This is a genomic window from Ligilactobacillus sp. LYQ60 (assembly GCF_045033015.1).
In the GTDB taxonomy this organism is placed as follows: domain Bacteria; phylum Bacillota; class Bacilli; order Lactobacillales; family Lactobacillaceae; genus Ligilactobacillus.
The window spans coordinates 33830-60672 of record NZ_JBJFZV010000004.1; the positions used below are offsets into that span (position 1 = coordinate 33830).

Sequence of the window (26843 nt, forward strand, 5' to 3'; positions counted from 1 at the left end):
CAGCCAATTCCTCCTTAGTGGTGTTTCTTTTGTAACTGCTGATAGTGCGTGTACTGCTTTTGGAGACTCTCAAGCTGCTGCTCGCGCTTCTGGGCGGACAGGTGCTTGTCTTGCTTGACCGCATCAATCTTTCCGAGTAGCGCGTACATAATCAGGTTGGTGTCTTGCAGCTGTTTGGCCGTAGCCAGGGCATCATCTAGTTGCCCGCGCCCGTCCTCAATCCAGTAGTTAAGGTATGTCGAAGAAGCATTTAACGTCACGTTTTTTAAGATGTTCGCCCGCTGGGTGTGGTTAAACCCCTTGTCCGCAATGTAAGCGCGGGCTAGTTCGTATTTTTGGGTTTGCGGCAGGTGTTGGAGCTTAACGTGCTGGAGATCCTTAATCGTTTGGTCGTAATTCTCCGCCTGAAAATCATGGTCGGCCGCCAGGCACGCGTTATCCGTTGGCACCTTACTTAATAACAGGTAACCCAACGGAATCAGTAGTAGCACGCACGCCACTCCTAACCACAAAGCCAGCTGGCGTGCCACCATGTACCGTTTCCGTGGAACCCGGACCATCGTCTGCTCTTCAGTCGTTGCGGCCTGGGCAGCCTGCTTTTTTAAGAAGGTGGCCATGTCCGTCATCGTCGTCATCTGGAGGAGGTCCAACATGAACTGGCTTTGCTTGGCCCCTTCCGCTAACAGGCCGTTGTACAAGTCGTCAAACGACCGCCCAGTAAAGAGGGATCCAGCTAGGCACTGGAACTGGCGCACTAGTTCAGCATCCGTTAAGGCCGCACCCGGCATCTTCTCCGGAATCCCGCGGTACAGCAGGTGCGGCACGTTATTTGCATCCAAATAAATATTATGCGGGTGGAGGTTGGTGGTCAGTTCACCGGTTAATAAGAGATCCCGCACCGGTAACAAGTTGACCAGTAAGCGCAACTTCATGGCAGTCGTCCACGCCGGCACGTCCTGAATAAAACGCCCCGGCATGCGGTCACTGGTCAGCGTTACCCGGTCACTCTCCCAGCCAATCGCGACCGGTAAGAAGAGGTCGTGGGCGGGAGCAACGACTAAGAGTTCATCGGCATCCTTGGCCGTCACCTCGGCCCGGCTAATGCTTTGAATAATCTGGTGGTCATCATACTCATACCCGTATTCCTGGTGATCAAAGTGGTACTTAATTGCTTGCATGTTCGTCCTCCCGTAATCGTAAGGCATCCCCCGTCGTAATTTGGGCCTCCTGCAGCGTGCGGGAGCCGCGCAGCCACCGTTGCTGGGTTGTGACCTGCACGGTATAGGGCCGGGGGGGTAGTTGGTAAATGGCGACCAACTGATCCACCAGCTGGCTGAGCGGAATGTGCGGGTTCACCTGCACGTCCACCCGGCGCTGGTCTGGTAATTCAACGCTAATTGCGACTGTGTTGTTCACGCTGTTCCCTCCATATCATGTGTCCCGAAATTCCGGCGGCGCCACACACGACCCCTCCGGCCACCAACCACAACCACGGCAGTTGCCCCCGGTGCGTAATCGTCACTTGGTTACTTGTTGGGGCGTAATGCGGAGCGGTTGTCTTCTTGCCCGGCCGGCGAAACAGGTTCGCCTGGTTGACCGGGTTGGGCAGCCGCCCGTTTTTAGTGAAGACCGTCCGGCGGCCCTGGCGTAGTAACCGGTGCCTGGTTTGAGCCAAATCCCCCACCCGGTCCGTCTGGAATAACTGGGTGTTTTCATTCCGGGTCTGTTGGCGCTGGTGGTTTTGTCCCACCTGGTTTAGGGGTAAGTTGAGTTGCTGGTTGGAGGGAGCGGCCTGAACGGCCGGCACCCCACTTCCGAGTACCCCCAGGCCACAAAGGACCACAACTAATTGTTTATTTAATAACCGCACGCCGGTGCCACCCGCTTTCTGGTCCCCACAGGAGTACACAGCCCAAGCCGATGCTGACCATGGCCATGCATAACAACCCAAGCACCACGTCACTGGTATTCATCAACACAACGTTCAGCAACTGGTGGCCGACTAACGCTAGACAGTTAAGGTGGGCTAAGAGGCCGCCATGAACCAACTGGGCCTGGTTAATAATGAGGTTAATCAAGGCAGCAATCCCAAGGGCCGTACCGCCCATGCCGCCATAGCGTAACAGGGCATCCGCGATCAAAGCGAGCGTTACCGTTAACATCACGCCTGAAAGTAGCCACGGTAACCGGTTAGCTGCGACTAACGGGAATTGGGGGCCGGCCACAAGGGCAATCACTCCCCCACTAATCAAGCTAGCGCCGCCAATAAAGATTAGCTTCCGGCTGCGTTCGCCCAAACGGGTTTGCCATGCCGAGAAGTACTTTCCGGCCGTCAAGAAGCGGAGCGTTTCCCCGGCATACGCGATGAACCACGCCACAACGGCCATGATAATCGTCCATAACCCCATGTTGTACTGCTGGGTGTGGCCGGATAATTCCACGTCCCCATCACCAGCAACGGGGTTAGCAATAAAGTGCATCAACTTACTGTTCGGCACCCCGTTTTGGTAGGCCGCGTTTAACACCTGCATGAACGCCTGCTCAAAGTTGCCGCTCCGGGCAAGGTCGTGCCGGAAGGCTTGCTGGAGGTTCATTGACCGGCCCTTCAGCCCCTTCCCGTTGGCCTGCACAAGGGCAATTTCCTGGCTAAGTCCGTTGAGCCCGTCATAAGCGCCGCTAAATGCCTGGGCGTCATTACCCGCCTGGTTGGCGGTATTGCCTGATGCCTGAGCAAGGTTGGCCGCCTGCTTCGGGGCACTCGCAGTGGCTTCATCACCATTGGCATTGCTTGCTGGGGCTTGGGTGGAGGCGGCAGGCACGGCTGCATTTGCCTTCTGATTGAGACTATCCTGCATCTGCTGTAACTGTTGGAGCTGCTGGTTAACCTGCTTTAACAGTTGCTGGGAGTTCTTCCCTATGCCGCCAAGCTGCTTTTCGTACTTTTGTTGGTTCTTCTTAACCGTTTGGTCGCGCTGCTGGAGCGTTGTCAGCTCCTGGTCAAGGAGCTGGTCGTTTTGTTGGCTTTCCTTCTGTAAGAACTGCTGGAGGTTCTTCCCCATGTTCTCGTTCATCATCTTGTGGATCGCCCCTTGATCCGCTTGCTTAGCCCGGTTTTGTGCAGCCGTCGCTGCGTTCTGGTAGGCACTTAACCACTGCCCGTCCAGCTTAGCAAGCTGCTTGGTGCTAGCCACTTGCGGAAGTTGTGCCAGGTTAAAGCTAACCGTCATGGCACGCTCCTGGTCGTTTGACACCGTTTGCGTATGCGTCTTCACCTGAACGTTCGCCGCCGTTTGGTTATTAGCATGATTGTTATTTTGAGAATTATTGTTTTGCTGGGACTGCGCTGAACCATTGGACTGTTGGCTTGATTGGTTCTTTTGGGAATCCTGTGACTGGTTGGCTTGCTTGTTATCCGCATCCGGCTGGGTTCCCCCCGTCACCTGCGTACCGTCCAGCACCGTCACCTTCGCCGGATCGTCCTGCGTGTGGTGGTACGTCAGCTTAACCTGGTCGTCCCCGTTCACCTTTGTCGGGTTATAGCGCAACTTCAGGTGCACGGTTTGCGGGTCCGTCACCTGATAACAATTCCCCCCGTGTGCCTGAAGCCCCTGGGTGCCCACAACCTGACACTGAGCGGGCACTTGCACCGTCAGTTCGGAGTTCTTCATGTTTTTTGTCCCCGTTACCGCTAATGTTGTTGTGACAGTCTGCTGCTGGGATTGCTGGTGTTTACTATCCGCCAGCGCCTGACTGAAGGCCTGCTGGGCACTTGAGTTGCCGGTAAACTTCACCGCCAACCCGGCATCCTTCATTCGGGTATTGGCCGCCTTAATTTGTTGAATGGCCGTCTGCATCTGCTGAACGTCACTAGCCGGTAGGTGTTGGGTAACGCTCTCTGGCAGACTCGTGTACGGCAATTGGTCTTCCAGCGTCTGAACCGTGCTGACATCCTGCGCCTGCTTCATTAATTGCTGGTAGAGCGGCGGATCCTCCTTTTGCAGGTAAGTACCAACCGTCAACCCCGGTGCGTAGTGCTGCTGCACCTCGTTTTGGAGTTGCTTACCCATCGTATCATCCTGCTTCTTTTGGTTATTAATGTTGGTAATTAATTGCTGGCACAACTGATCGTACGCCTGCGTATAGTGGTTAAACGTTGTCAGAAGCTGCCCAGCATTCGCCGGCTGCTGGAGGGTCTGTTGCAGGTGCTGGTCCTGAGTAATCATCTGCTGCATCAGCGGCAATAACTGCTGATTGCCCTGCTGGTTCTTTGCCTGAAGCGCCTGCTGGGCGAGTTTCGCCGCATTTTGCTGGTTAGCTTGCTGCTGTTGCATGACCTTACCCAGCTGTGACTGCATGGCCTGCATCTGGTTGGCTTGCGCAGCAGTCTGAGCCCGTTCTAGCTGAGCAAACTGGGATTGGGTTGCCTGATTAGTTTGGGCGAGCTGCCGGAGGCCCCCGCTAATGTCCGGAAACTCCTGGCTAAATGCCGCAATCGGGGCGGCGAGTTGGTTATCGTAATTCCGGGCTAACCGTCCTTGCCGGGCATAAATGCCGGCAACCCGTTGTTGGGCATCATACAGGTTACTTAAAATTCCCATGTCATAAATTGTCACTAGTTTCTGGTTCAACCCGGTAACAATCTGCTGGGCGGCTTCCTTACACCGCACCTTCTCCCCCGTCGACTTGGCATTGATTATGTATTGTACCTTCACCTTATGCGGGTTGGGATTATCAACGTCGATAATCCGCGCCGAAAAGTTCGTCGGTACAAAGACGGCAAGCTGGAAACTATTGTTTTTCAACCCACTTTCAGCAACGTCCCGTGGCACCGCCACAACTTGTTCACCGCGCGGGTGCCCAATTCCTTGGATATAGGCCTTTCCTAAGTTGTAATGGACGTGCCGGTACGTTACGCCGTTATCCTCGTTAACGAACGCAATCCGGATGGGCTGGCTTCCGCGGGCCGTCCGGAGATTACTATTTTGCTTCAGCGCCCGGCCGCCAACGAAAACGACCCCTAAAATCAACGCGAGGCATCCCACCGCGCCGATTAGAACGTGCCAATTATGTTGTCTTTGTTTTTTCATGTTTCCACCTCACCAAAAAAAGGGCTACCAGTCAGCATAACTGATAACCCCGCGTTTTAGTTGAACTGCGAAGCAATCTGCTGGTCGGTATCACTCATTGCCTGAGCGGACTGCTTCAGCTTCTGATCAATTTCTTGTAGGAGCTGAGCGAACTGCTGGATCTTCGGGCACAGCTGGTTGAATTCCTGGTCAAACCGCTGAAACCCTTGCCCTTGCCAGTCAGCGGAAATCTGTGACTGGAGCGACTTTAATTGTCCCAGCATGTCGGAAATCTGTTGGGAACTCTGACCGTACTTTGTTGCGTACTGCTGCATCTGCTCTGGCGTCATTTTAATTAATGCCATAAATTTATCCTCCTTAGTCTACCTAAAAAAAAAAAAGTAACACTGCACTAGTAGTGTATTCTTCAATAGTTTGTATGTCAATATGATTGATAAAATTCATTAATATTTATGTGCAATGATTGCTATGTCAGGTATTCACCGGAACTACTACATATGAAAAACGAACTGACATTTACCCCCTAGTTTACCCAGAACATTCGCGTTTTTTCGGGTAAAGTAACCCCAACCGGTGTTTTGCGCTCATCATAAAACCCCCAAGGAGGAGCCAAAAAGTCCTCCTTGGGGGTGCTAAACTCAGTTATTCAGTTATTCCTACCCGGCAATAAAGGCGTTAATGGCGCTCTCAAACTCATCCCGTTTCTCCAGCGCTTGCGCCTGTGTGTCCGCCTGCGTGCCGATGTAGAACTTAATCTTCGGTTCCGTTCCGGACGGCCGTACCGCAATCCACGTTTCATCTTCTAGGTAGTACTTCAGCACGTTGGATTGCGGCAGGTCAATCTTTTCGACCCGCCCGTCAGCGTACTTCTTGGTCCCCGCCTGAATATCTTCAACGGCCGCAACCTTCACGCCGGCAAAGTCAACCGGGCTTTCTTCCCGCAACTTCGTCATAAGGTTCTTAATCTCAGCGGCCCCTTCAATCCCGTCAAACGTCTTGGCAATCGTCTTTTCAGCAAAGTAGCCGTATTCAGCAAAGAGCTCCTGCAGCCCGTCGTAGAGGTTCTTACCCTCTTTCCTGTAGTGCGCCGCCACTTCCGCCAGCATAACCAGTGACTGAATGGCGTCCTTGTCCCGGACGAACGGCCGCTCGAGGTAACCGTAGCTTTCCTCAAACCCAAACATGAACGTGTGGTCATGGTGCAGTTCAAAGTTGTGAATCTGCTCGGCGATAAACTTGAAGCCGGTTAATACGTTAATCATCCCAACACCGTAGTTGGCAGCCACCTTCGTCGCAAATTCACTAGAAACAACGGACTTTACGGCCACCGCATTGGCCGGCAGTGTACCGGCGTTCTTACGCGCTTTTAGAATGTAATTCAGCATGACCGCTGCAATCTGGTTCCCCGTCAGCAGCTGGTACTCGCCGTTGGGCTGCCGGACTGCCGCTCCAAGCCGGTCAGCATCCGGGTCAACCCCAATTAACAGGTCGGCTTGTTCCTTTTTCCCCAGTTCAATCGCCAAGTTAAAGGCCTCCGGGTCCTCCGGGTTTGGTTTTACCACCGTCGGGAAGTCGCCATCCGGCTGGGCTTGTTGTGGCACCATCGTGAAGTTTTCAAAGCCAGCTTGCCGGAGTGCCTTTTCCCCGATCATGGCACCCGTTCCGTGGAGGGGCGTGAAGATTAGTTTCATCGTCTTCCCCTCTTCGGCAACCAGTTCCGAATCAATCGTTACCTGCTTAACCTCCGCCAGGTAGGCCTGGTCAACCTCATCACCGATTACCTGCAGGATACCGTCCTCAATTAAGGCATCCTGGTCAGCCAGCTTAATGGCAAACAAATCAGTGACCGCGCGGATGTACTTGGTAATCATGTCTGATTCCTTCGGCGGCATCTGGGCACCGTCCTCACCGTAGATTTTATACCCGTTGTACTGCTTCGGGTTATGGCTAGCCGTAATCATAATGCCGGCGTACGTGTGGAGGTGCCGGACGGTAAACGACAGTTCCGGGGTCGGCCGGAGACTTTCAAACACGTACGTTGGAATTCCGTGGGCCCCTAAGACCCGGGCGGATTCAAACGCAAACTCCTGGGAATGGTGCCGGGAATCATAGCTGATTGCCACCCCGCGCCGCTTAGTTTCTTCATCCAGGGTATCCATGAAGGTTGCTAACCCCTCCGTGGCCTGCCGAACGGTGTAAACGTTCATCCGGTTAATTCCCACACCAAGAACGCCGCGCATGCCAGCCGTTCCAAACTCCAACGGCGTATAAAAGGCATCCTCTAATGCTTCATCGTTTCCCTTCATCCTATCTAACTCCTGCCGCAAATCAGGCACGAGCGTTTGCTTATCCCATTCTTCGTATGTGTTTTTCCAACTCATAAATCTCAGCTCCTCGCTTTCAAATCATACTAGTGTACGATTCACCGCCCCTATTTTACCACAGTTAAGCGGATACACAATCGTTTAGTAAAAAATTAGTTAACAGCGCCTTGCCGTTAACTAATTAACTTCATCCTAATTCAGTTCTTGAAGGTAGCTAAAGACTTCTTGGCCGGCAATTCCCCCATCACCAACTGCCGTGGTAATCTGCTGAAGCTGGTGCTGGCGAACATCACCGATTGCAAAGATCCCTGGAACCTTCGTCCGCATCCGGTTATCGGTGACCATCCAACCGTGCTCGTCGGTAATGCCAAGCGCCTTAAACGGGGCGGTCATCGGCACGTTACCAACGTAGATAAAGACGCCCGCTGTCGGGACCTCTTCTTCTGCTCCAGTCTGGTTATTTTTTACCGTAACACTGGTAACCTTTTGCTCATCCCCGTTGATGGCAATCACGTTGGAATGCCACGTAAAGTCAATCTTCTCGTTCTTGAAGGCGCGCTCCTGCGCCACCTTTTGCGCCCGCAACTGATCACGCCGGTGAACAACGTTAACGTGCTTAACCATCTGTGTAAGGTAGATCGCCTCTTCAACGGCGGAATCACCACCCCCGATGACAGTCACGTTCCGGTCCCGGAAAAAGGCCCCGTCACAAACGGCACAGTAGGAAACCCCCCGGCCACTGTACTTTTCTTCACCGGGAACACCTAGTTTCCGGTTTTCAGACCCGGTAGCAACAATCACGGCCTTGGCATGATATTCCCCGTCATCCGTCACCACAATCCGGTCGGTCCCGGCCAGTTTAACCGCCGTCACCGTTCCGTACGCGTACTCCGCCCCAAACTGGGTGGCACTCTGGTACATCTCCTCAGCCAAATCCGGTCCTAAAATGGACTTAAAGCCCGGATAGTTTTCAACGGCGGCGGTGTTGTTCATTTGCCCACCGTACGCCCCCCGGTCAAGCATCAATACCTTCAGGTTTGCCCGTGATGCGTACAAAGCAGCGGTCATCCCGCCCGGACCAGCGCCAATAATAATAACGTCATATTCCTTTGTCATTCCAAAACCCTCCTTATTACCTACTAAACTGCTTACTCATTATACGGGCTTAGCTTACTTTTAGGAAGCCTTTTGCTCACCTTGATCGAGGTACCAGGGATTAGCAGGCTGCCGGCGCCGCCGATAAATAATTAGCGCCAAAGCTCCCACAAAAAACAGCACCGATAACCACTGGGATACGCGGATTGGCCCTAACATCAGACTATCCGTGCGCATTCCTTCAATGAAGAACCGGCCAACCGAATACCACATCACGTAACTCAAAACAACCTCGCCGCACTTAAAAAAGTGCTTCCGGTGCCGCAGGGAGATCAACACGATGAATCCCAAAACATCCCACACCGATTCGTACAGAAAGGTTGGTTGGTAGTACACCCCGTGAATACACATCTGACTCACAATAAAGTGCGGGAGGTGCAGGGTGGTTTGTAAAAATGCCAGGGTGGTCGCGTATCCGTGGGCCTCTTGGTTCATGAAGTTCCCCCAGCGACCGATCCCCTGCGCCAAAATAACGGTCGGGGCAATCACGTCCAGTAATAACCACAAATTAATGTGCCGCCGGTGGCAAAACACCATTAACGTAACGAGGGCCCCAATTAGCCCGCCGTAGATTGCAATCCCGCCGTCCCAAATACACGGAATCAGTGCCAGGTTCTGGGAATAATACTTCCACTGGAAGACTACGTAATACGCCCGGGCGCACACTAACGCCACCGGAAGGGCCCATAACAAGCAGTCGTAGATGTCGTCTTCCTTAATTCCCCGGCGCCGGCCTTCCCGAACTGATAAGAACACCGCCAACAACACTGCAAACGCGATGATAATGCCGTACCACCGGATCCGAAACGGCCCGAACTGAACGGCATTCGGGTTTAACGCAGCTAACATTCTCTCCATCTCTCTTCTTTAAAGCTAGTCATCCTGGTTATCAACCGCGGAGTTTTGGGCAATTAGTTCGCGGAGGTTTTGCTCAAACGCCTTGCTGGAATCGTAACCCATCATCTTAGCCCGGTAATTCATCGCCGCCGCCTCAATGATAATGCCGACGTTTCGCCCAATCTTAACCGGAATGGTAATCTGAGGAATTTCCACTTCAAAAATTGGCACCATCTTTTCTCCGGTTCCTAACCGATCATACTGCTGATCCTTGGACCAGTTTTCCAGGTGAACGATTAATGAAATATCCGTGGACTGGCGGACCGCCCCGGCCCCAAACAGGTTCATCACATCAATAATACCGATCCCCCGAATTTCAAGGAGGTGCTGAAGAACCTTCGGCGCCTCCCCGATGATTGTCTGTTCGTCCTGCTGGTGCACGTCGACCCGGTCATCGGCAATCAACCGGTGCCCCCGCTTAATTAATTCAAGGGCGGTTTCGGACTTCCCAATCCCCGAATCCCCCGTGATGAGCACACCTAAACCGTAAATGTCCATCAATACCCCGTGCATTGACTTTCGTTCAGCCAAGCACCCTTCGAGGTAGTTGGACATTTTTGAGGACACCCTAGAAGTGCCCAGTTTAGTCCGCAAGATTGGAAGCTGATGCCGCCGGGCCGTATCTTCCAGCTCCGCGGGTACCGGCAGCATCCGGGAAACGACGAAGCACGGCGTGTGCGGACCGCACAGCCGCTCGATGTCCCGCGCCCGTTCGGATGCCGGCTTTTTTTGTACATAGGAAATTTCTTTCATCCCCAGAAGCTGGATCCGCTCCTCCGGGTAGTAATCAAAGTAGCCGGTCAACTCGAGCCCCGGCCGGGAAATATCACTCGTTGTGACAAAGCGCTCCTTTAAGAACTTTTTGCCGTAGTACACAATGAGGTTGTTTGCTTCAACAAGTTCCGCAACACTTACCTGATTCATTGGTTTACCCCCCTACAAGTTAACGAATCTCTCCTCTCAAAACCCGTTATCCTAATCATAACAAAAAGCGCAATTTAGAACATCCCTAAACTAGGCATCTGTCCCAAGTAACTGCTCGAGGGTGGTGAGGCGCTCATCGAAGACGGTAAACGCCCGCTCCAAGTAGGCTGGCTGGGTCATGTCAACTCCCGCTTGCCGCATCACGTTCAACGGGTAGTCGCTGCTGCCAGCTTTGAGGTAATTCAGGTATGCCGTTGTGTGCTGCGGGTCGTCATCCAAGATATTCTGGGCTAACGTGGTGGCCGCCGCAAACCCGGTTGCGTACTGGTAAACGTAAAAGTCGTAATAGAAGTGGGGAATCCGTGTCCACTCGTAGGCAATCTGCGGATCGTTTTCCACGGCGTTTCCGTAGTACTTCTGATTAAGCTGGCCGTAGTACTCAGCCATCCGCTGCGCTGTGAGGGGCTGACCAGCGGCGTCCTGTTCATGTAACCACTGTTCAAACTGGGCGAACTGGGTTTGCCGGAAGACCGTCCCCTTAAAGCCATCCAGGTAGTGGTTGAGCACGTATGCCCGCACCGCCGGATCCTTTTGCGTTTTCAGTAAGTATTGGGTCAGCAGGTTTTCGTTAGTTGTAGATGCAATCTCGGCCACAAAAATAGCGTAATCCCCGTACTGATACGGTTGCGTATGGGTTGTGTAGTAACTGTGCATGCTGTGGCCCATCTCGTGCACCAGCGTAAAGAGGTTTTCCAGTGTGTCCTGCCAGTTTAATAGGATGTACGGGGCGGTATCATACATTCCACTGGAGTATGCCCCGCTCCGTTTTCCCTTACTCTCCACCACGTCAATCCACCGCCGGTCAAACGCTTCTTGAACGTGCTGGCAGTAGTCATCGCCTAAAACGGCTAACGCCTTGAGGGCCATTTCCTTAGCCTCATCGTAAGTAAACTTTAAGGATGGTTCCCCCGTCAACGGCACGTACATGTCATACATGTGAACGGGCCGGCCCAGCACCCGTTGCCGCAGCCGGACATACCGGTGGAGTAAATCCAGGTGGGCCGTTACCCGATCAACCAGCTGGTCGTACACGCTAACCGGAATGTGGTTTTCTGCCAGAGCGGCCGTCCGGGCATCCGGGTAACGGTGCACTTGCGCAGTATAGTTGTGCATCTGCACGTGGGTGGCAAGAGTCGTCGCAAACGTTGCCGCAAACTGCTGGTACACCCGGTACAGTTGTGTGAACGCTTCTTTGCGAACCCGCGGATCGGTTGCCTCTAGCAGCTGGGCATACACCCCGTCTGACAGGTGGCGCTTAACCCCATCAGCGTCCGTCACCGTTCCCAAATCAAGGTCCGAATTACTTAACGTTCCAAAAATCCGTTCAGGGCCGCCAAAAATGGACTGGGCCCCGGCTAATAAGTGCTCTTGCGCCACCGGTAAAACATGGTCCCGTTCACTCGTCCATTGTTCCAGTAGGTGCTGGTACTCCCGCAATCCCGGTTCGTCTGCCAACGCCTGATTAAGCTGGGCGTCCGTGAGCTGGACCAGTTCTGGTTGGAACCATGCCGTTTGCTGAGCCACCGTGGTCATCAGCTGTTCCACCTGGGCAAAGAGCCCTTGATATTGAGCGTTGGTGGTATCCTGATCGTTTTTCATTTCAGCATACACGTACAGTTTTTCCGTCTGGCGGTTAAGTGCAAGTAGCGCCTGAAGGGCTTTTAACAGGGCCGCTCCGCCCTGCTGCAGGGTCCCCTGATACTGACCAAACGCTTCGGCTCGCTCCTTAATCGCTACGAGTGCCTGCTGGGCCGCATCGTCCGTTGCATAAATTAACGTTAAATCCCACTTTAGTTCCGGGGCGACGTCCGCCCGTGAAGGTAACTCAACAACCATCAAATCACGTCCTTACTTTTTTGCTTTTATTCTACCGATTAGCGGGGAGTTTGTACACTGAGAAAGTGCTGTTAACAGGCGCTGATAGTCAGCGGCCATCGCTTCTTGTGCCCCCGTAATTCCCGGCCACACCCGCAACCGTACTGACAGCTGGGGCCGACCAAGCCATTGGAGAGCCACCGCTACCCGCCACTCCAACCCACCATGCTGGTATAGCGGAGCAGCATATGTCTGCCCAATAAACGCCCCCAGCATTGTCAGGGGCACGCCCGCTTGGTAACATTGCACCTGCAGTCGTCTGAGCCACCATCCAGGTTGTTGACACCGCCAGTTAAGTTGCCGTTGTTGATGAATAATCGCGGTCGCCGGAACAACCGGAACCGGCAATGTTCGCGGCGTCCGCATAAACGTAACGAACTCATCCCACCGCTTCGTCCAAAACCACCGCACCCGGAGTGGTAAAAACGGCGCCTGCCATAAATCATACGCTACCCCTAACCGTTGCCGAGAAACATCGTAATACGTCAGGTACCACCCCAACTGGGGCCGCCAGCGTAAAAACTGGGCCACTTGCCGGGAAAGGGTCCGCCTAAGGGTATACCGGGACCCCAACAACCACAACACAAAGACCCCGGCTTGTTGGTATCCTTGCATGCGGTGACAATACGCCTCTACAGAGAGCGGCGCACACTGGTACTCAAGTGCCCACCGCCCCACCAGAATATCTGGTCGCTGGTGGCTAGCCGGTAAGGACCGTTCAAGGACGGCGGGATACCCCGCTTGCCGCACTAAAGTGACCAATTGCTGCTTACCACTCGCATGTTGCGTTGTCTCTCCCCGACCAACGCCAGTTGACCGGGCCTGATGGGCAAAATACGCCCGGTTAACCCTTCCCCGCCGTACGTGCAGGCTTACCCCGCACCGTGGGCACCAGTACGGCTGCTTCGGTTGTGCTTGAGAAGCCGTAATGAGTCGATGCTGATTATCGTATGCCCAGTTCATAAAACCGCCCCCTCACCCCATAAATAGGCGAAGAGACGGTCAATTTCGTATTTTTTATTAATCAACAGGAAAATAGTGCCGAACCAGCTGGAGGGCCGAATCCCGTAAGAGTAACCGTCCCCGCTCCCGAAGCATGGCGCCAGTCAGCCGGACAGCCCGGTCGCCGTACTCAGCTAGCATTCCCCGGAGGGTGGCCAGCCCGGTGGTTCCCAAAACGTCGTCGTAGACAACCACGTCTAAGTAATACTGATCATCCAAAGCATACAAGTGCGATACCACTGCACTCGCATCTATGTCCTGAGCAAGCGTTTGAACCGCCGAAAACGTTGCAAAGGCATACACCAAATGATGGGGTTCATGGGTCAAAGAAGTGGCTGACTTCTCCTCGTCAGCTGCCACCGTTGTTCGGCGCACATCGCCATCACCAGAATCTTTATGGGCAGCGTCATTTGCCGCCAGTGGTACCCCCAACAACGGCTCATCCTTGGGCTTGCCATCCTCATCAACATCCACTTTGGTGATGAATAACTCCAGCCCGTGCCGGTTGGGCATGATCTGAAACGTCACCGCATCGTTATCCTGAAACTCGTGGTTGGTATCAACCTCAGCCAAAATCTGGTAAAAAAACCGCTCAACTTCCTTTTGGTTTCCCAAAAGGTCCAGCACGGTGACGTCATGCGCTTCGAGGTCGTCCATTCCTAAAAGCACCCGAATCGTGCGCTCATTGACCCGTTCGACTTCCATCTAACTCACCTTCCGTCCGCAATCTCCTTAGTACCCATCATACCCGTTTTTGTGTCGGGGTGAAAGTCCCCTACTCAGTGACTAAAAACGGGCGAACATGCAATGATGCATGTCCGCCCGTCATTCGAACGGTAAGTCACCGTTGAGCGATTAGTACTCGACCAGTTCCTGTGCTTGCCGTAATTCAAGTGCCCGCACTTCCCGCGGTAAGAACCGCCGAATCTCATCTTCATTGTAGCCAACCTGGAGCCGTTTCTCGTCCATAATAATCGGCCGCCGCAGAAGCCCCGGATTCTGCTGAATCATATCGAACAACTCTCCCATCGGTAGGTCGTCCAAATCAACGTGCAACTGCTTGTATGCCTTCGAACGGGTCGAAATAATCTCTTCCGTCCCATCTTCAGTCATCTGAAGAATCTGCTTAATCTCATCAACAGTGAGCGGTTCGGAGAAAATGTTCCGTTCAGTGAACGGAATTTCATGTTCCTGTAACCAGGCCCGTGCTTTCCGACATGACGTACAACTTGGCGAAACATACAACGTTACCATACGACCGCTCCTTACTTTATAAACCGTTATCCGTCATCGACTGTCTCTATTATAGTCCATTCCGGAAGCAACCGCACACTTTATAACGAATTTATTACAAACTTAATCGTTATTTTTTACAAGTAACGTTTTAATCGTCAAATTAACTCCCCGCACCTCCCTGGTTTTCGGGAATTATAACTTATCAATTAACGTTGCCAAGCTTGTCAACAACTCGGCTGGTAATTGTTCCCCGGCGTGGCTCTGCTCATACTGCTTGAGCCAGTTCAACCGCACTTCGAAGCGGGCCTTTAGCGTTTCAACGTAGTCCTTATCATTAAAGTTAACCTCGTAGCCGTCCAGTGGCATGTAGCTCATATGAGGCAACGGGCCAAACGCCTGCCACTGATCCTTATCGTCCACCAGGGTTTCGAGAATCCCCAGCGTCGTTTCTTTCTTAATATCATTGCCTAAGAAGTTATCCGTGTTGATGATGTAACAGTTAACGTGTTGCTTAGCGAACAACTCCTTGAAATCGTGGTAATCTTCGGCCAGTGGGTATGCCCGGAACGGGTCCGCAAACGGCTCGATAACAAGGGCATTGTGATCAGCCACGTTTTCAGCAGTGGACCGCTTGGTTGCCAACGTAGCCCCAAACGTAGCAGCCAGCGCCGGATCCTCTAGCCGTACAACCGGCGGTAAGCTGTTGTCCTTCATAATCCAGAAGATGGAGTCAATCGGGGCAGGTTCCTTGTCCACCCGGTTAAGGGAGGCATAGCGCGTCTTAATTGTCCGGCCGTTCCCGTTCCGCAGGTCTTCCGTAACCAGCACCCGCTTGCCATCCGCATCCGTTGTTACCCCACAGTTCATAACCGTGGTGAAGTAGGTCGTTTCCCGCGTCCCCGGCAGGTAGTCGTTGGTCTTATCGAAGTACGACGGTTCAAGGGCAACGGACGAGCCGTTTTCCCGGGAAATGACGAAGGCATCGTCGTGTAATACGGTAATGTCGTACTTACCGTTGTGCTTTGCGTGCGTCAGCGTGGACTTACCGGAACCAGACAGGCCATAAACGGCAAAGACGCGATCATCCTTGTCCTTAAAGTGGAACGCCTTTTCGCCCCCGTGGCACGCGGTGTAACCATGCCGGTGCGCCGTGGCCCACGTCAGGGTCAAGGTTGATTTCTTAAGCTCACCGAAGTACCGCAGCCCCAGGATAGCAGCAACATTATGCTCCGGATCAAACAAAGCTAACCCCTGTGGGAAGCGGTCATCATGCCAGTACGGGTTCGCGTAAATGTAGATGTCCCCTTCATCGTACTGCCGGGAGTTCGCGTAGCGTTTACGGTATTCCTCAGTAACCGGCTGGAAATTAAGCATGTACGAGAGCAAGTTCATCTCAAACCCTTCCGGTACGGCCAGGTGGGCCCCCACCATGAAGTCTTCGTCCAATCCCACGTAAACATCGGTCTTGTAGAAGTTATGCTCATGCCCGCCGTAAATGGCCTCCCGCAAAACGCTCATCATTTCATCCTCATCCACCGTCGGATCATTTAATAACCGCCGGGCGGCCGCCGTTCGGCCAACCACACCCCCGTGATTATCAACCAGCTGCACGGCATCAGAAGGTAATCCCAGATCGTCCGTGTGTTTAATTGGAATATCCGTCACAATCGTGTTCGGCGCCTTTTTTGCCAAGTAATACGCCGAAGCAACGTCGGTCACATGATGCATGTTATTTTCATAAAACGCACTTTCCACCGTCGTCCGCATCCGGGAGAAAATTGGGTTTTTCTTCGTAATGTCCTTCTCGGTGAAACTTCTGCGTGTACTCATATTAACCACTATCCCTTTTATAAATTTGGACGCAAAAAACCGCTTCCATACGCTTAGTATAGCACGCTGGAAGGTATTTGTGAATATTTTAATTAATTATGGATAAACAACGCTTAAATCGCAATTATTCAGGGATTTAACAACTATATAAATTAATGATAATCATCACATATATCCCCATTTCCGCCGGGTCGCCATTGAACTTTTCCCCTCCACCCCGTATCATATTCCGTGGAATAGACTTACACGAAAGAAGGTTTTACCATGCATCATCAGGACGTGCACCCCGCACGTTTTTTGGGGGTAACACTACTTAATGCCCTTATTACCGTTTTTGAATTCTTAGGGGGCCTGTTCGCCGGAAGCTTAGCGCTACTTGCTGACGCCGGCCACAACCTCAGCGACACGGTTACCATTGTCATTAGTTACGGGGCCCATTGCTTGGCGCGCCGTCCCGGTACCGCCAAGCAAACCTTTGGCTACCGTCGGGCGGAGATCATCTCGGCGTTCCTTAACGCGGGGTTACTTGTTGTCATGGCGCTCTTTATCATCGGGGCCGCCCTGCAACGCCTGTTACACCCCACTTCCGTAAACGGTGAAGTAATGACGGGAGTGGCAATCATTAGTACGGTCGCTAACTTAGTATCAGCGGCCCTCCTGCACGCAGGCAGCACAACGAGTCTTAACATCAAAGCAACATACCTGCACGTCTTAGCGGACGGACTGAGTTCAATTGGGGTCACCATCACCGGATTAATTCTCATGGTGTGGCCCGTTCACTGGTTAGACCCGCTGGTTTCAGTAGCCGTGGCCCTCTACATCGCGTACGAGGCCCTGCCAATCATTCAAAAAACCACCAGCATTCTCATGCAGCGCGCGCCCCGGCTTGATTACCACGCCATCATCCGGGACATCACCGCCCTACCCCAGGTCAATGCCGTTCACCACGTTCACGCCTGGTCCATCGATGAGCACCGGGTTATTTTTTCAGCACACGTCAACTGTGACGATATTCGCTTGAGCGAAGCCGAACAGCTGTACCAGGAAATTGGGGCGCTCCTCCGGCGGAAGTACCATATCAACCACGTCACCATTCAGGCGGAGTGCCACCGCGGCCAAAACGAACGGATGTTTAATATTGACCATTAATTTCCAGGATAGACAAAAATAATAAAGGGGACTGCCATTTTTAACGCAGTCCCTTTTTATTAATCCAATCCTAAATACCGTTCCAATACCTGGAGAACGCCCGCCTCGTTGTTATTCGGCGCAATTAGCTGGGCTGTCCGCCGAACTACCGGACTACCGTTCGCCATCGCATAACTAATCCCCGCCGCTCGTAACATTTCCAGGTCGTTTTCACCATCACCAAATGCGATCAGGTCTGCTAGTTGCCGACCACTATGCGCCAACAACGTCGCCAACCCCTGCGCCTTCGTTGCTATCGGGGCAACCAGGTCAATGCTTCCGTTACCACTGGGACAGGCCGTGACCCACTGTTTTAATCCCCTGGTAAGCGTGGCAACCACCCGCTGTTCATCCTCAAGGGCAACATTGACGGTAACCTGATAAATGGTTTTTTCTGGAAGTGGCGCAAGCGCACCTACCTCTACTAGGTTCGGGCAGTAATAGTGCGCCCGCTTTCGGAGCACCACCGGGGCACTCTGGGCAACGTAGGCGTGCCGCACCCCACACACCATCGGCGCAAGCCCAAGGTCAAGACACCGGGTGACAATGGTAGTCACTACGTCTTCGGGAACAAAGTGGCGGATCGGCTCCATCCCGGGGCCGGTAATGTGCGCCCCGTTTTCCGCAACATAGCTTACCGCCGGAAACGCCGCAAAGTATTGCGCCAACCGCTCATACTGGTTCCCGCTTGCAACAATAAACTGAATATCGTGTTCTTGCAGTGCCGCAAGGACCCGGGCAAACCGGTCCTCGTCAAACCGCTTATGATCATCAAGAAAGGTCCCGTCCATATCAACGGCGACCGCCCGAAACGGAACTGATTGCATTTTTCACACCCCCGATTAAGCTGTAACCCTTTCTTTGATTATAACAAAAACCACGCCCGAATTACCGGATAAATGTAATCGGTTACGTGGTTGTTTAAATACCTGATTAACGCTGCAAAAACTTGGGCACCAGAAGCGTCCGCGGTGCACGCGCGCCTTGTTGGAGCCGTTTGCGGTTAACCACCGCAATCAACTGCAACATCGTAATCGCCACCGAGCTCCGCTTCCGGTACGACGTGTATTTGGGCCGCCACCGGGTGACGTACTTATTCTTATAAGCCCGAAGTCCCTGGAACCCGTACAGTTTATAGCCATACTCGTAAATGAAATGGGCTGCTTTTTCTTCGAGGAAACTAAACTTCGATTCCCCGACGTTTGATAAGGGCGCCATTCCCATATTAAACCGCTGATAATCGTGCTTTTGCCCGTACTGAAACAGACTAATAAAGATCATATCCATGATGCCGGACGGCGCATCCTTACTATGACGCATTAGGTCAACGGAGAGTGTGCCGTCATCCATTGGCATCAACGTCGCAAAGGCCACCAGCGTCCCGTCTTGCGCCCGCACGAGGGCAACCGGTGCTTCGTTCACGTAATGCGGGTCAAAGAACCCCAACGAAAAGCCCTTTTCGACCTGTCCATCTAGCCAACTATCTGAAACCGTCCGCAGTTCGGCCATTAACTGGGCGGAAACGGGTGCGGGTTCCATCGTAAACGTATACCCCTCCCGCTCAAACTTATGCATGAGGGCCCGTTGCGCCCGTTGTTTTTTCCCGGCAAGCGTAAAGGATGGAAGATCAACGACTCCCTCTTCGCCGGTTTTGATGAAGTCATAGCCGTATTCATGCAGCAACAACGTCAGCTGGGCGTTAATTTCGTAAAAGACCAGCTGGTAACCATACCGGTCCGCTGCCATAATCAACTCACTAATGGCGGCTTCCAAGTACTCTTGGTCCCCAACCGGCTCCCCCATAATCATGAGTTTGTCTGCCTTAAGCTGATACATAAAGAAGAGCTTATCCTCCCCGTCAACCGTGTAGTAATACAGGTGCTTATCCTGCAAGAAGGCCAGGTGGCTGACTTCGTTGCCCCCGTACATGTTAATTACGCGTTTAATCCGCGCTTCGTCGTACTCAAAACGCTGGAACGGATTAGTCCCCGATGCCAGGTAATTCATGATTATAACCAAAATCACCGTGGCAATGATGATTCCGACAAACCCGTATAACCACACGCGCTGCGCCGGAAACAGTAGTAGCAGCGGTACGTGGTGGGGATGGTGATGATGAATCAGCGTACTCGGGGCGTTGATAATCCCCACGACAACGTACAAAAGAGCAATTCCCACCACAATGGCGGTATCAACAACCACTTCAGCGAGCGAGTACTGTAACTGTTCGCGGTACAGTTCGTGCCGAGAAAGCACCACTGCCAAGAAAACAACCGCCAAGAAAAGCGCTAAGCTCAGCGTATACGCATGAATAAGCGTGTTAATAATTCCCACTGCCAGAATCACTAGCGTCGGCCAAAACGCCTTTTTCACCTTATTTTGAATCCCACGCGCCATTCCAAGCAACATGAACGCAAAGATAATGCTGGAAATCTGATTCAAGAAGAGAAACGTATACGTATCCAGTTTCATCAGCAACCCGTTACTCAGCGTAAAGTTTGGCACCGCCGCCTCCAACAGCATGAAAATCGCCGAGAAGTACATGAAAGCCGTCACCAAGAAATGCGCACCCTTGTGCAACAGTGCCCGTGGTAACCCGTTGAAGTGTTCGTTGACCCGGTGTCCTAAATCATGAGCGAAGAAGGCCACTCCGACTAAGAACGGTACGATGTAGTAGAACAGCCGAAATAGCAGCAACCATGCCACGGCTACGGCACTCGGAACGTGGAGGGTTGCTAACCCAATGAGCATAAACACGTCAAACGAACCCAAGCCTCCCGGGACTAGCGAGATAATTCCCACGACCTCGGCAATTATGTAGAGCGGAAAAACCGCCGCCAAGTGAACGTGCGGGTGTAAGATGGTCCCGATCAACAGGAAAAACAGGGCCGCTAACCCCCACTCACACGTTGACGTGGCGATTAGTCCAACCTCGCGCTTAAGGGTTAAATCCCCGAAAAAGGCGTTATCCTTAAACTTCGTCACGCAAAACAACACGGGGAAGTACAACCCGCCTCCCAGTAACCACACGGCATAGTTATGGAAATGGTGGCCAATCCCCACCCCGAACATCATCAAAAGCGCAATCCAACAGTAGATGGACAACCCCGCCAGTAAGAACAGCGCGATCTTTGAGATGGCGTAAAGCACCTGCTTTTTCGTCGCGTTTTTATTATAGAAGTTCGCCCGGAGTGTGGCACCAAGCACCCCCCCAAACCCCGCAATGTTAGTGAAGGTATTGGTAATCCACCCGCTCCGCACAACGTACGGAACCGAATAACTTTCTGGCAAGAATTTCACGATCATGAAATCATACCCCAACATCGGGGTGACTGCAACTAATCCCCCAACCAGCATAATAATAATTTCTCCGGGGGTTCGGGCCATCAAACTGGCCCCAACGTGGGCCCAATCAAGTTTTTTAAAGATCTGGCCAATTTCATATGCAACAAAGGTGAAAACCGAAAAGGCAAACAGGACCTTAATTACCGTAAAGTTTTGCCCGATAAAGTTCTTAATTCGTTCGTACGCTTGCTTAATCACGCGTGTTCCTCCTCGTATCATGTCTTTTCAATTATCACCAATAATTTGACAGATTGCAAGGAACATCCGTTATTGGGGAAAACCATCATGGTACTGCGGGGGGGTCCAGTACCCCACCTGGGATCCGTTAACCGCAAACACGCACCCGGTTTGCGGCGTGGAAAGAACTTGCGTCACAATAAACTGCCCTACCGCCGTTGCCGATCCAAGATGCCATTCAGCAGGAAGGTGCCCACCGTACCGCTCCCGCAGGTGGGCCATCACCGGGCGGGTCATGTCTGTCCGGGCAGCCGGCGCCACAGCATTCACCCGCAAATGATACCGGGTTAGTTCCCGGGCAAGCGTATACGTCAAACTCACTAGGGCACCCTTGGTTGCCGCATAGTTGGCCTGCCCGGGGTTCCCCAACAGTCCCCCCTGGGAAGTCATCATGATAATTGCCCCCCCGGCCCGCATTTTAGGAACAACCGCGCGGGTTATGTTGAACACCCCGGTAAGGTTGGTTGCAATGACGGTGTCCCACTGTCTGGCAGTCATCTTCGTCCACCAAGCATCCGCCACGGTCCCCGCGTTGTTTACCAAATAATCAACCGGTGGCAGGTGCCGACACGCCTTACCAACTGCCGAACGGTCAACAACATCGCAGCAAAGTACCCGGCATTCACCATGGGGATAATGCGCCAGCAGCGTTTGGCGCACCTGGTTTAGCCGGTGCCGGTTACGACCGTGTAAGATTACGGCCAAACCCTGCTTCATGGCCGCTTGGGCGGTGGCCCGGCCAATCCCCCTGGTTGCCCCGGTAACTAAAATGCGTTTTACCATTCTTCTAACCACCTTTCGACCTGCTGGTTGCCCACCAACACAGCACTGCCCATTCCCCCGGCAACGCACATCGCCGCTATTCCAATAGCCGGATGGTCAAGGCGGTTTAAGTAGTTAAGCAGCCGCGTAATTAAAATTCCCCCCGTTGCACCGTATGGATGGCCAGAAGCCAGGGCCCCGCCATACGGGTTCCACCGTGCTGCCTGAATTCCTAGCCGCCGCTGACAAAAGAGCGCTGCTACCGCAAAGGGTTCGTTAACCTCGTAAGCCGCGATCATCTCCGGGGAAACCCGCGTTTTAGCTAACAGTGTTTGGACCGCTGACACGGGCGTTTCTAAGAACCGGTCCGGAAACCCACCCACCAGTGCGCTTCCCAACAGATAACCCTGCGCCGGATAATCGCTGGTCGGTGCCGCCAGCACCACCGAGCTGGCACCGTCGTTAATTGGGCAACTATTGCCCGCCGTACAAACCCCCGCCAGGTGAAAGGCCGGTTTTAACCGGGCCAACCCGGCAAAGGTCGTCGGCCGGGGGCACTCATCCTGACTGCTACCATTAACGGGAATAATTTCCGTTGCCGTCACCCCAACTTCCCAAGCCTGGCGGGTTCGTTGCTGGGAACGAACAGCATAGCGGTCAGCCTGCGCGCGCGTAATCCCCGCCCGAACTGCTAGCCGGTCAGCCACACTCCCAGGGTCAAGGTCGCGCATCCCTTCCGGTGCTAACGGAAAACGCTTCAAGGAAATCCCGGCCGCCGTTTGCACCCGGTATGCTTGGGAGCTACTCTCAACTCCCCCCGCAAAAACCAGCGTGGCATCCCCCGTTTCAATCATCCGTCCTCCGGTAACCACCGCCTGCAATCCGCTTGCACACTGGCAATCCAAGGTCAGTGCCGGAGTTGCTGGAGAAATGCCGGCCGCTAACGCGCACCGCCGGGCCAGGTTTCCGCCCTGATTAACAGCGTTTCCCAAAACCACCATATCAGGTGTGGTGGGGATTCCTTTCTCCCGTTGGCCCTGGATTAACTGGCGGTATAACTCTTCGGGCGCCACCTGCCGCAACATGCCGTTTACTTTTCCCACCGGTGTCCGGTGCGCCGCAACAATCTTAACCTTCATCATGAAACCCTCCCCGTAAATACTGCTGACAAAGTACCTTCCGCGCAATTTTATGATTATGGAGCGGAATGGCCGCAACCCGAATGATCTCTGCGGGAACCATGTACGCTGGCAGGTCATGCTGTAAGCGCGTGCGCAGGGCAGCAACGGTTCCCTGTAACCCACTCACCAACAGGACCACCCGCTCCTCGTAGGTGGGATCCGGCACCCCAAACACCGCACACTGACCGCACCACGGGGCGACGACGGTTTCAATTACCTGGGGTAAGAAGGTATTCCCCCCGTGACTGATCATGTCGTGGGCCCGGCCGCGCAGGGTAACCTTCTGCCCCGCAACCGTACCGTAATCGTCCGTCACCACCGTAGTAACCTGCTGGGGATGGGCTGCCGTTCCCGCGTAGAGGTAAGGTGATTGCACCTGTAGCCGACCATCTGCCGTAGTCGTGGCGCGAACCCGCGGGAAAAGGCGTCCGACCCGGCCCGCGTGCTCATCTCCTGTCCGTTCCTGGGTGGCAATAAAACTCGTTTCGGCCGTCCCGTACGCTTCAAACACGCGACAGTGCGGCGCCTGGGCCTTAATTTGCCGCACCAACTCGTTCGGGGTGGTTCCGCCACAAAGGATCACCCGCCTAATCTTTGCCCACGGGAAGTCAGCGAGGTGCTGTTGAACATAGGCAGGAACCACAAAGAGCGCCGTCTGTTCCCCGATAGCCGTCAGTTGCCGGGTAAACGGGCGCCCGGTCGTCAGGGCAAAAATCAGGGAGTGGAGCCCCAACGTCGTTGTCAGGGGACTGGGACAAAAGATAGTCATCTGCGGGGAAAGCGCAAAACTTGTTGCACACGCCGCAAAACCCGCCGTCCATGACGCCACCGTTCGCCAGAGCACTTTGGGTGCGCTGGTCGTCCCCGACGTCAACGCAAGGAAAACGGGCGGCTGGGAGTGAACCGGCGCCGGCGTGAAGCGTTGCAGGGCGCTCGTCGGGCCAACAAACGGCACTTGGTAGTTAGTCAGGGTCGCCTGCCAATCCACCCACACGTTTGCCTCATCATCCGGATTAATCACCACCACCGAACGGGACGAGCGGAGTTCCTTACTGCGCACCGCCACCCGGTGGCGAACTGCCATTGGTGAAAGCCACTCCCCTGTTGCCGTTGTAACCACTTTGTCGCAGAACGCCATCAAACCACTCCTTTGCGTCAACATTATATGATTATAGGTTAACACAAACATGCTGCAGATTAGAAATAAAAAAACCAGCGGTGGAAAACCACCGCTGGTTGAACTAATCGTTTAACCGGCTGATTACTTAAGCGTAACCGTAGCACCCGTTTCTTCGATCTTGCTCTTGATTTCTTCGGCTTCGTCCTTAGCAACGCCTTCCTTAATAACTGAAGGAGCGTTGTCAACAAGTCCCTTAGCATCCTTAAGACCAAGACCAGTGATTTCCTTAACCGCCTTGATTGTCTTAACCTTAGCGTCGCCGGCAGCCGTCAGTTCAACGTCAAATTCTGACTTCTCAGCAGCACCGTCAGCACCTGCAGCACCTGCAGCTGCAACCGGAGCAGCAGCTGAAACGCCGAACTCGTCTTCGATTGCCTTAACTAAGTCGTTTAATTCAAGAATGCTGGCTTCCTTTAAGTCAGCAATAATCTTATCTGTATCTAAAGCCATTTTATTTACCTCCGTTTATTATGAAATGTCGTGGCTTAAGCCGCACAATTATGCAGCATCTTCGTCCTTGCTGTCGGCAACGGCCTTGACGGCGTATGCAACATTCCGGACAGGTGCCTGCAGAACAGACAGTAACATTGAAAGCAGCCCTTCGCGGTTCGGCAGCTTGGAGAGCGCCTGAATTTCTTCAAGTGAAGCAACCTTCCCTTCAATCATGCCACCCCGTAATTCAAGGTTCTCATGATCCTCAGCAAACTTAGCCAAAATCCGTGCTGGTGCCGTAACGTCGTCGTTAGTAAAGGCAACGGCCGTTGGGCCAACGAAAATGTCGTCTAAGCCTTCGATACCAGCCTGCTTAACGGCCCGCTTTAAGTACGTATTCTTAATAACACGCATCTCAACGCCAGCTTCACGCAACTGTTTCCGCAGATCCGTAACTTCCTCAACGGTTAATCCCCGGTAGTCCACAACAACGTTAGCAACGCAGTCTTCAAACTTCTTTGCAACTTCGTCAACGATTGCGGCCTTCTTTGCGATAACTTCCTTACTCAATTGATTCACCTCCCAGTCAGTGTGTCAACGGGCAATAAAAAAGCCCTCCATCCACTAAGACATAGAGAGTTCCGATAATTAATTATCTCCTCGGCAGGATATTAAGGCGCATGCCACCTGAGTCTTAGGTAGAATCATATTAAATTGACCTTCTTGAGGTTACCATGTTTTGCTTAAAGCGTCAACAGACATCACATAAATCACAACAAAAAGAGCCCGGTCCCCCGGACTCTTTTTCGTCTTATTGTGCTAGAGCCGCTTACATCGTGGCCGTGTCAATCGTAACACTTGGGCCAAACGTTGAAGCAACTGAAAGGTGCTGAACGTACGTCCCCTTAACACTTGCCGGCCGCAGCTTCAAAATGATGTCGTAAATCGTCTGGAAGTTTTCTTCCAGGGCCTTAGCATCAAACGAAACCTTTCCAAACGGAACATGAACGTTCCCGTCGCGGTCTGTCCGGTACGTTACCTTCCCGGCCTTGGATTCTTCAACGGCCTTCTTAACGTCCATCGTTACCGTCCCGGTCTTCGGGTTTGGCATTAAGCCCTTTGGTCCTAAGACCCGTCCAAGCCGACCAACCTGGGCCATCATGTCTGGTGTGGCGATGGCAACGTCAAAGTCCAGCCAGCCATCCTGAATTTTCTTAACTAAGTCATCGTCGCCAACAACGTCGGCCCCAGCTTCTTCAGCTTCCTTAGCCTTCGGCCCCTTGGCGAACACAACAACCTTCTGGTCTTTCCCAGTTCCGTTTGGCAGCACAACGGCGCCCCGAAGCTGCTGGTCAGCCTGCTTGGTGTCCAGGTTCAGCTTGAAAGCAACTTCCATGGTGGCATCAAAGCCAGCAAAATCAATCTTCTTAACCAGTTCGATCGCTTCAGCAGCCGTGTACGACTTCCCTGCTTCGACCTGCTTAGCAGCTTCTAAGTACTTCTTACTCTTTTTCTTAGCCATTAGTGATTATCCTCCTTGCAATCTGTGGTCAATCGGATATACCTCCCACCTGATTTTCGGGCTTTCGTCCCGAAATCCGACTGAGAAGTATGGGATTAGCCTTCGACGGTGAAGCCCATGCTCCGTGCAGTACCTTCAATCATGCGCATTGCGGCTTCGACATCCGCAGCGTTTAGATCTTGCATCTTTGTTTCGGCGATTTCCTTCACCTGATCCTTTGTCACCGTAGCGACCTTCTTGGTGTTTGGTTCACCGGAACCCTTCTGGACACCAGCAGCCTTCTTGAGTAAAACGGATGCCGGCGGAGTCTTAGTAATGAAGTCAAATGACCGGTCTTCATAAACACTAATAACAACTGGAATCAGCATGCCCGCCTGGTCCTGTGTCCGGGCGTTGAACTCCTTAGTGAAGCCCATGATGTTAATTCCGGCCTGTCCAAGGGCAGGACCTACTGGCGGAGCTGGAGTTGCTTTACCAGCAGGAATTTGTAATTTAACAACGTTAACTACTTTTTTAGCCACGGTAATACCTCCTTAAAATCCGTGTGTGGTCGGATGGCTGCGTCGAATTCAGCCTCCCACTGAATGCATGAAGCGCCATGCATAC

24 protein-coding genes and 1 other annotated feature are annotated in these 26843 nt (G+C 53.1%); of the genes, 1 reads left to right on the top strand and 23 read right to left on the bottom strand.

The genetic code is table 11. The features are described from left to right. Positions 1–14 precede the first annotated feature (14 nt). The 14 genes from essB to ACI3EZ_RS04885 all read right to left on the bottom strand — a co-directional run bounded on the left by essB (position 15) and on the right by ACI3EZ_RS04885 (position 16390). Entirely contained in the window at positions 15–1178 is a 1164-nt protein-coding gene (gene essB, locus ACI3EZ_RS04820; protein ID WP_405025727.1) for a type VII secretion protein EssB, read from the bottom strand. Then, positions 1165–1416 (bottom strand): EsaB/YukD family protein, encoded by a 252-nt coding sequence (locus ACI3EZ_RS04825; RefSeq protein ID WP_405024368.1) that lies wholly within the window; start codon positions 1414–1416, stop codon positions 1165–1167. Before ACI3EZ_RS04825 ends, essB begins: the two co-directional genes overlap by 14 nt. Further along, positions 1394–1870, bottom strand: coding sequence for a hypothetical protein (locus tag ACI3EZ_RS04830; protein WP_405025728.1), 477 nt, complete (start codon positions 1868–1870; stop codon positions 1394–1396). The genes ACI3EZ_RS04825 and ACI3EZ_RS04830 overlap by 23 nt, the downstream gene beginning before the upstream one ends. Next, positions 1854–5087, bottom strand: coding sequence for a type VII secretion protein EsaA (gene esaA, locus ACI3EZ_RS04835; RefSeq protein ID WP_405024366.1), 3234 nt, complete (start codon positions 5085–5087; stop codon positions 1854–1856). The genes ACI3EZ_RS04830 and esaA overlap by 17 nt, the downstream gene beginning before the upstream one ends. Positions 5088–5143: 56 nt before the next feature. Then, on the bottom strand, positions 5144–5431 hold the full coding sequence (locus tag ACI3EZ_RS04840; protein WP_405024365.1) for a WXG100 family type VII secretion target: 288 nt from the start codon (positions 5429–5431) through the stop codon (positions 5144–5146). Between the two features lie 312 nt (positions 5432–5743). Then, positions 5744–7468 (bottom strand): phospho-sugar mutase, encoded by a 1725-nt coding sequence (locus ACI3EZ_RS04845; protein ID WP_405025729.1) that lies wholly within the window; start codon positions 7466–7468, stop codon positions 5744–5746. 135 nt (positions 7469–7603) lie between these two features. Next, complete coding sequence (gene trxB, locus ACI3EZ_RS04850) at positions 7604–8527, bottom strand: thioredoxin-disulfide reductase (protein ID WP_405025730.1); 924 nt, start codon at positions 8525–8527, stop codon at positions 7604–7606. 60 nt (positions 8528–8587) lie between these two features. Continuing rightward, positions 8588–9424, bottom strand: coding sequence for a prolipoprotein diacylglyceryl transferase (lgt, locus tag ACI3EZ_RS04855; RefSeq protein WP_405024362.1), 837 nt, complete (start codon positions 9422–9424; stop codon positions 8588–8590). Positions 9425–9439: 15 nt separating this feature from the next. Beyond that, the gene (hprK, locus tag ACI3EZ_RS04860) at positions 9440–10387 is read right to left on the bottom strand and encodes an HPr(Ser) kinase/phosphatase (protein WP_405024361.1); all 948 of its coding nucleotides are present in this window, start codon (positions 10385–10387) and stop codon (positions 9440–9442) included. A gap of 90 nt (positions 10388–10477) precedes the next feature. Beyond that, positions 10478–12283 (bottom strand): oligoendopeptidase F, encoded by a 1806-nt coding sequence (gene pepF / locus ACI3EZ_RS04865; protein WP_405025731.1) that lies wholly within the window; start codon positions 12281–12283, stop codon positions 10478–10480. Between the two features lie 12 nt (positions 12284–12295). After that, positions 12296–13285 (bottom strand): competence protein CoiA, encoded by a 990-nt coding sequence (locus tag ACI3EZ_RS04870; RefSeq protein WP_405024359.1) that lies wholly within the window; start codon positions 13283–13285, stop codon positions 12296–12298. Between the two features lie 57 nt (positions 13286–13342). Beyond that, positions 13343–14029 carry an adaptor protein MecA gene (locus ACI3EZ_RS04875; RefSeq protein WP_405024358.1) on the bottom strand — a complete coding sequence of 229 codons (687 nt, stop codon included), beginning with the start codon at positions 14027–14029 and terminating at the stop codon, positions 13343–13345. Positions 14030–14179: 150 nt separating this feature from the next. Further along, positions 14180–14578 carry a transcriptional regulator SpxA gene (gene spxA, locus ACI3EZ_RS04880; RefSeq protein ID WP_405024357.1) on the bottom strand — a complete coding sequence of 133 codons (399 nt, stop codon included), beginning with the start codon at positions 14576–14578 and terminating at the stop codon, positions 14180–14182. 174 nt (positions 14579–14752) lie between these two features. Next, positions 14753–16390, bottom strand: coding sequence for a phosphoenolpyruvate carboxykinase (ATP) (locus tag ACI3EZ_RS04885; protein WP_405024356.1), 1638 nt, complete (start codon positions 16388–16390; stop codon positions 14753–14755). 264 nt (positions 16391–16654) lie between these two features. Here ACI3EZ_RS04885 and ACI3EZ_RS04890 point away from each other — a divergent pair, with 264 nt between their 5' ends. Continuing rightward, on the top strand, positions 16655–17539 hold the full coding sequence (locus ACI3EZ_RS04890) for a cation diffusion facilitator family transporter (RefSeq protein WP_405025732.1): 885 nt from the start codon (positions 16655–16657) through the stop codon (positions 17537–17539). 59 nt (positions 17540–17598) lie between these two features. On the opposite strand, the gene ACI3EZ_RS04895 is transcribed toward ACI3EZ_RS04890, so the two are convergent. From ACI3EZ_RS04895 to rplK, 9 genes are all read right to left on the bottom strand, one after another. Next, complete coding sequence (locus ACI3EZ_RS04895) at positions 17599–18405, bottom strand: Cof-type HAD-IIB family hydrolase (RefSeq protein WP_405025733.1); 807 nt, start codon at positions 18403–18405, stop codon at positions 17599–17601. 106 nt (positions 18406–18511) lie between these two features. Continuing rightward, a complete protein-coding gene (mprF, locus tag ACI3EZ_RS04900) occupies positions 18512–21118 on the bottom strand; it encodes a bifunctional lysylphosphatidylglycerol flippase/synthetase MprF (RefSeq protein ID WP_405025771.1) in 2607 nt (868 codons plus the stop codon). Between the two features lie 72 nt (positions 21119–21190). Continuing rightward, positions 21191–21943, bottom strand: coding sequence for an SDR family NAD(P)-dependent oxidoreductase (locus ACI3EZ_RS04905; protein ID WP_405025734.1), 753 nt, complete (start codon positions 21941–21943; stop codon positions 21191–21193). After that, complete coding sequence (locus ACI3EZ_RS04910; RefSeq protein WP_405025735.1) at positions 21937–23061, bottom strand: thiolase family protein; 1125 nt, start codon at positions 23059–23061, stop codon at positions 21937–21939. The genes ACI3EZ_RS04905 and ACI3EZ_RS04910 overlap by 7 nt, the downstream gene beginning before the upstream one ends. Continuing rightward, positions 23051–24241, bottom strand: coding sequence for an AMP-binding protein (locus ACI3EZ_RS04915; RefSeq protein ID WP_405025736.1), 1191 nt, complete (start codon positions 24239–24241; stop codon positions 23051–23053). Before ACI3EZ_RS04915 ends, ACI3EZ_RS04910 begins: the two co-directional genes overlap by 11 nt. Positions 24242–24364: 123 nt before the next feature. Next, positions 24365–24733, bottom strand: coding sequence for a 50S ribosomal protein L7/L12 (rplL, locus tag ACI3EZ_RS04920; RefSeq protein WP_405024350.1), 369 nt, complete (start codon positions 24731–24733; stop codon positions 24365–24367). 48 nt (positions 24734–24781) lie between these two features. Beyond that, positions 24782–25285, bottom strand: a complete 504-nt coding sequence (rplJ, locus tag ACI3EZ_RS04925) for a 50S ribosomal protein L10 (RefSeq protein ID WP_405024349.1) — start codon at positions 25283–25285, stop codon at positions 24782–24784. Between the two features lie 27 nt (positions 25286–25312). After that, positions 25313–25432: a sequence feature (ribosomal protein L10 leader region), on the bottom strand. Between the two features lie 112 nt (positions 25433–25544). Continuing rightward, positions 25545–26237, bottom strand: a complete 693-nt coding sequence (rplA, locus tag ACI3EZ_RS04930; RefSeq protein WP_405024348.1) for a 50S ribosomal protein L1 — start codon at positions 26235–26237, stop codon at positions 25545–25547. A 95-nt stretch (positions 26238–26332) separates the two neighbouring features. Then, positions 26333–26758 carry a 50S ribosomal protein L11 gene (rplK, locus tag ACI3EZ_RS04935; protein ID WP_283582113.1) on the bottom strand — a complete coding sequence of 142 codons (426 nt, stop codon included), beginning with the start codon at positions 26756–26758 and terminating at the stop codon, positions 26333–26335. Between the last annotated feature and the right edge of the window lie 85 nt (positions 26759–26843).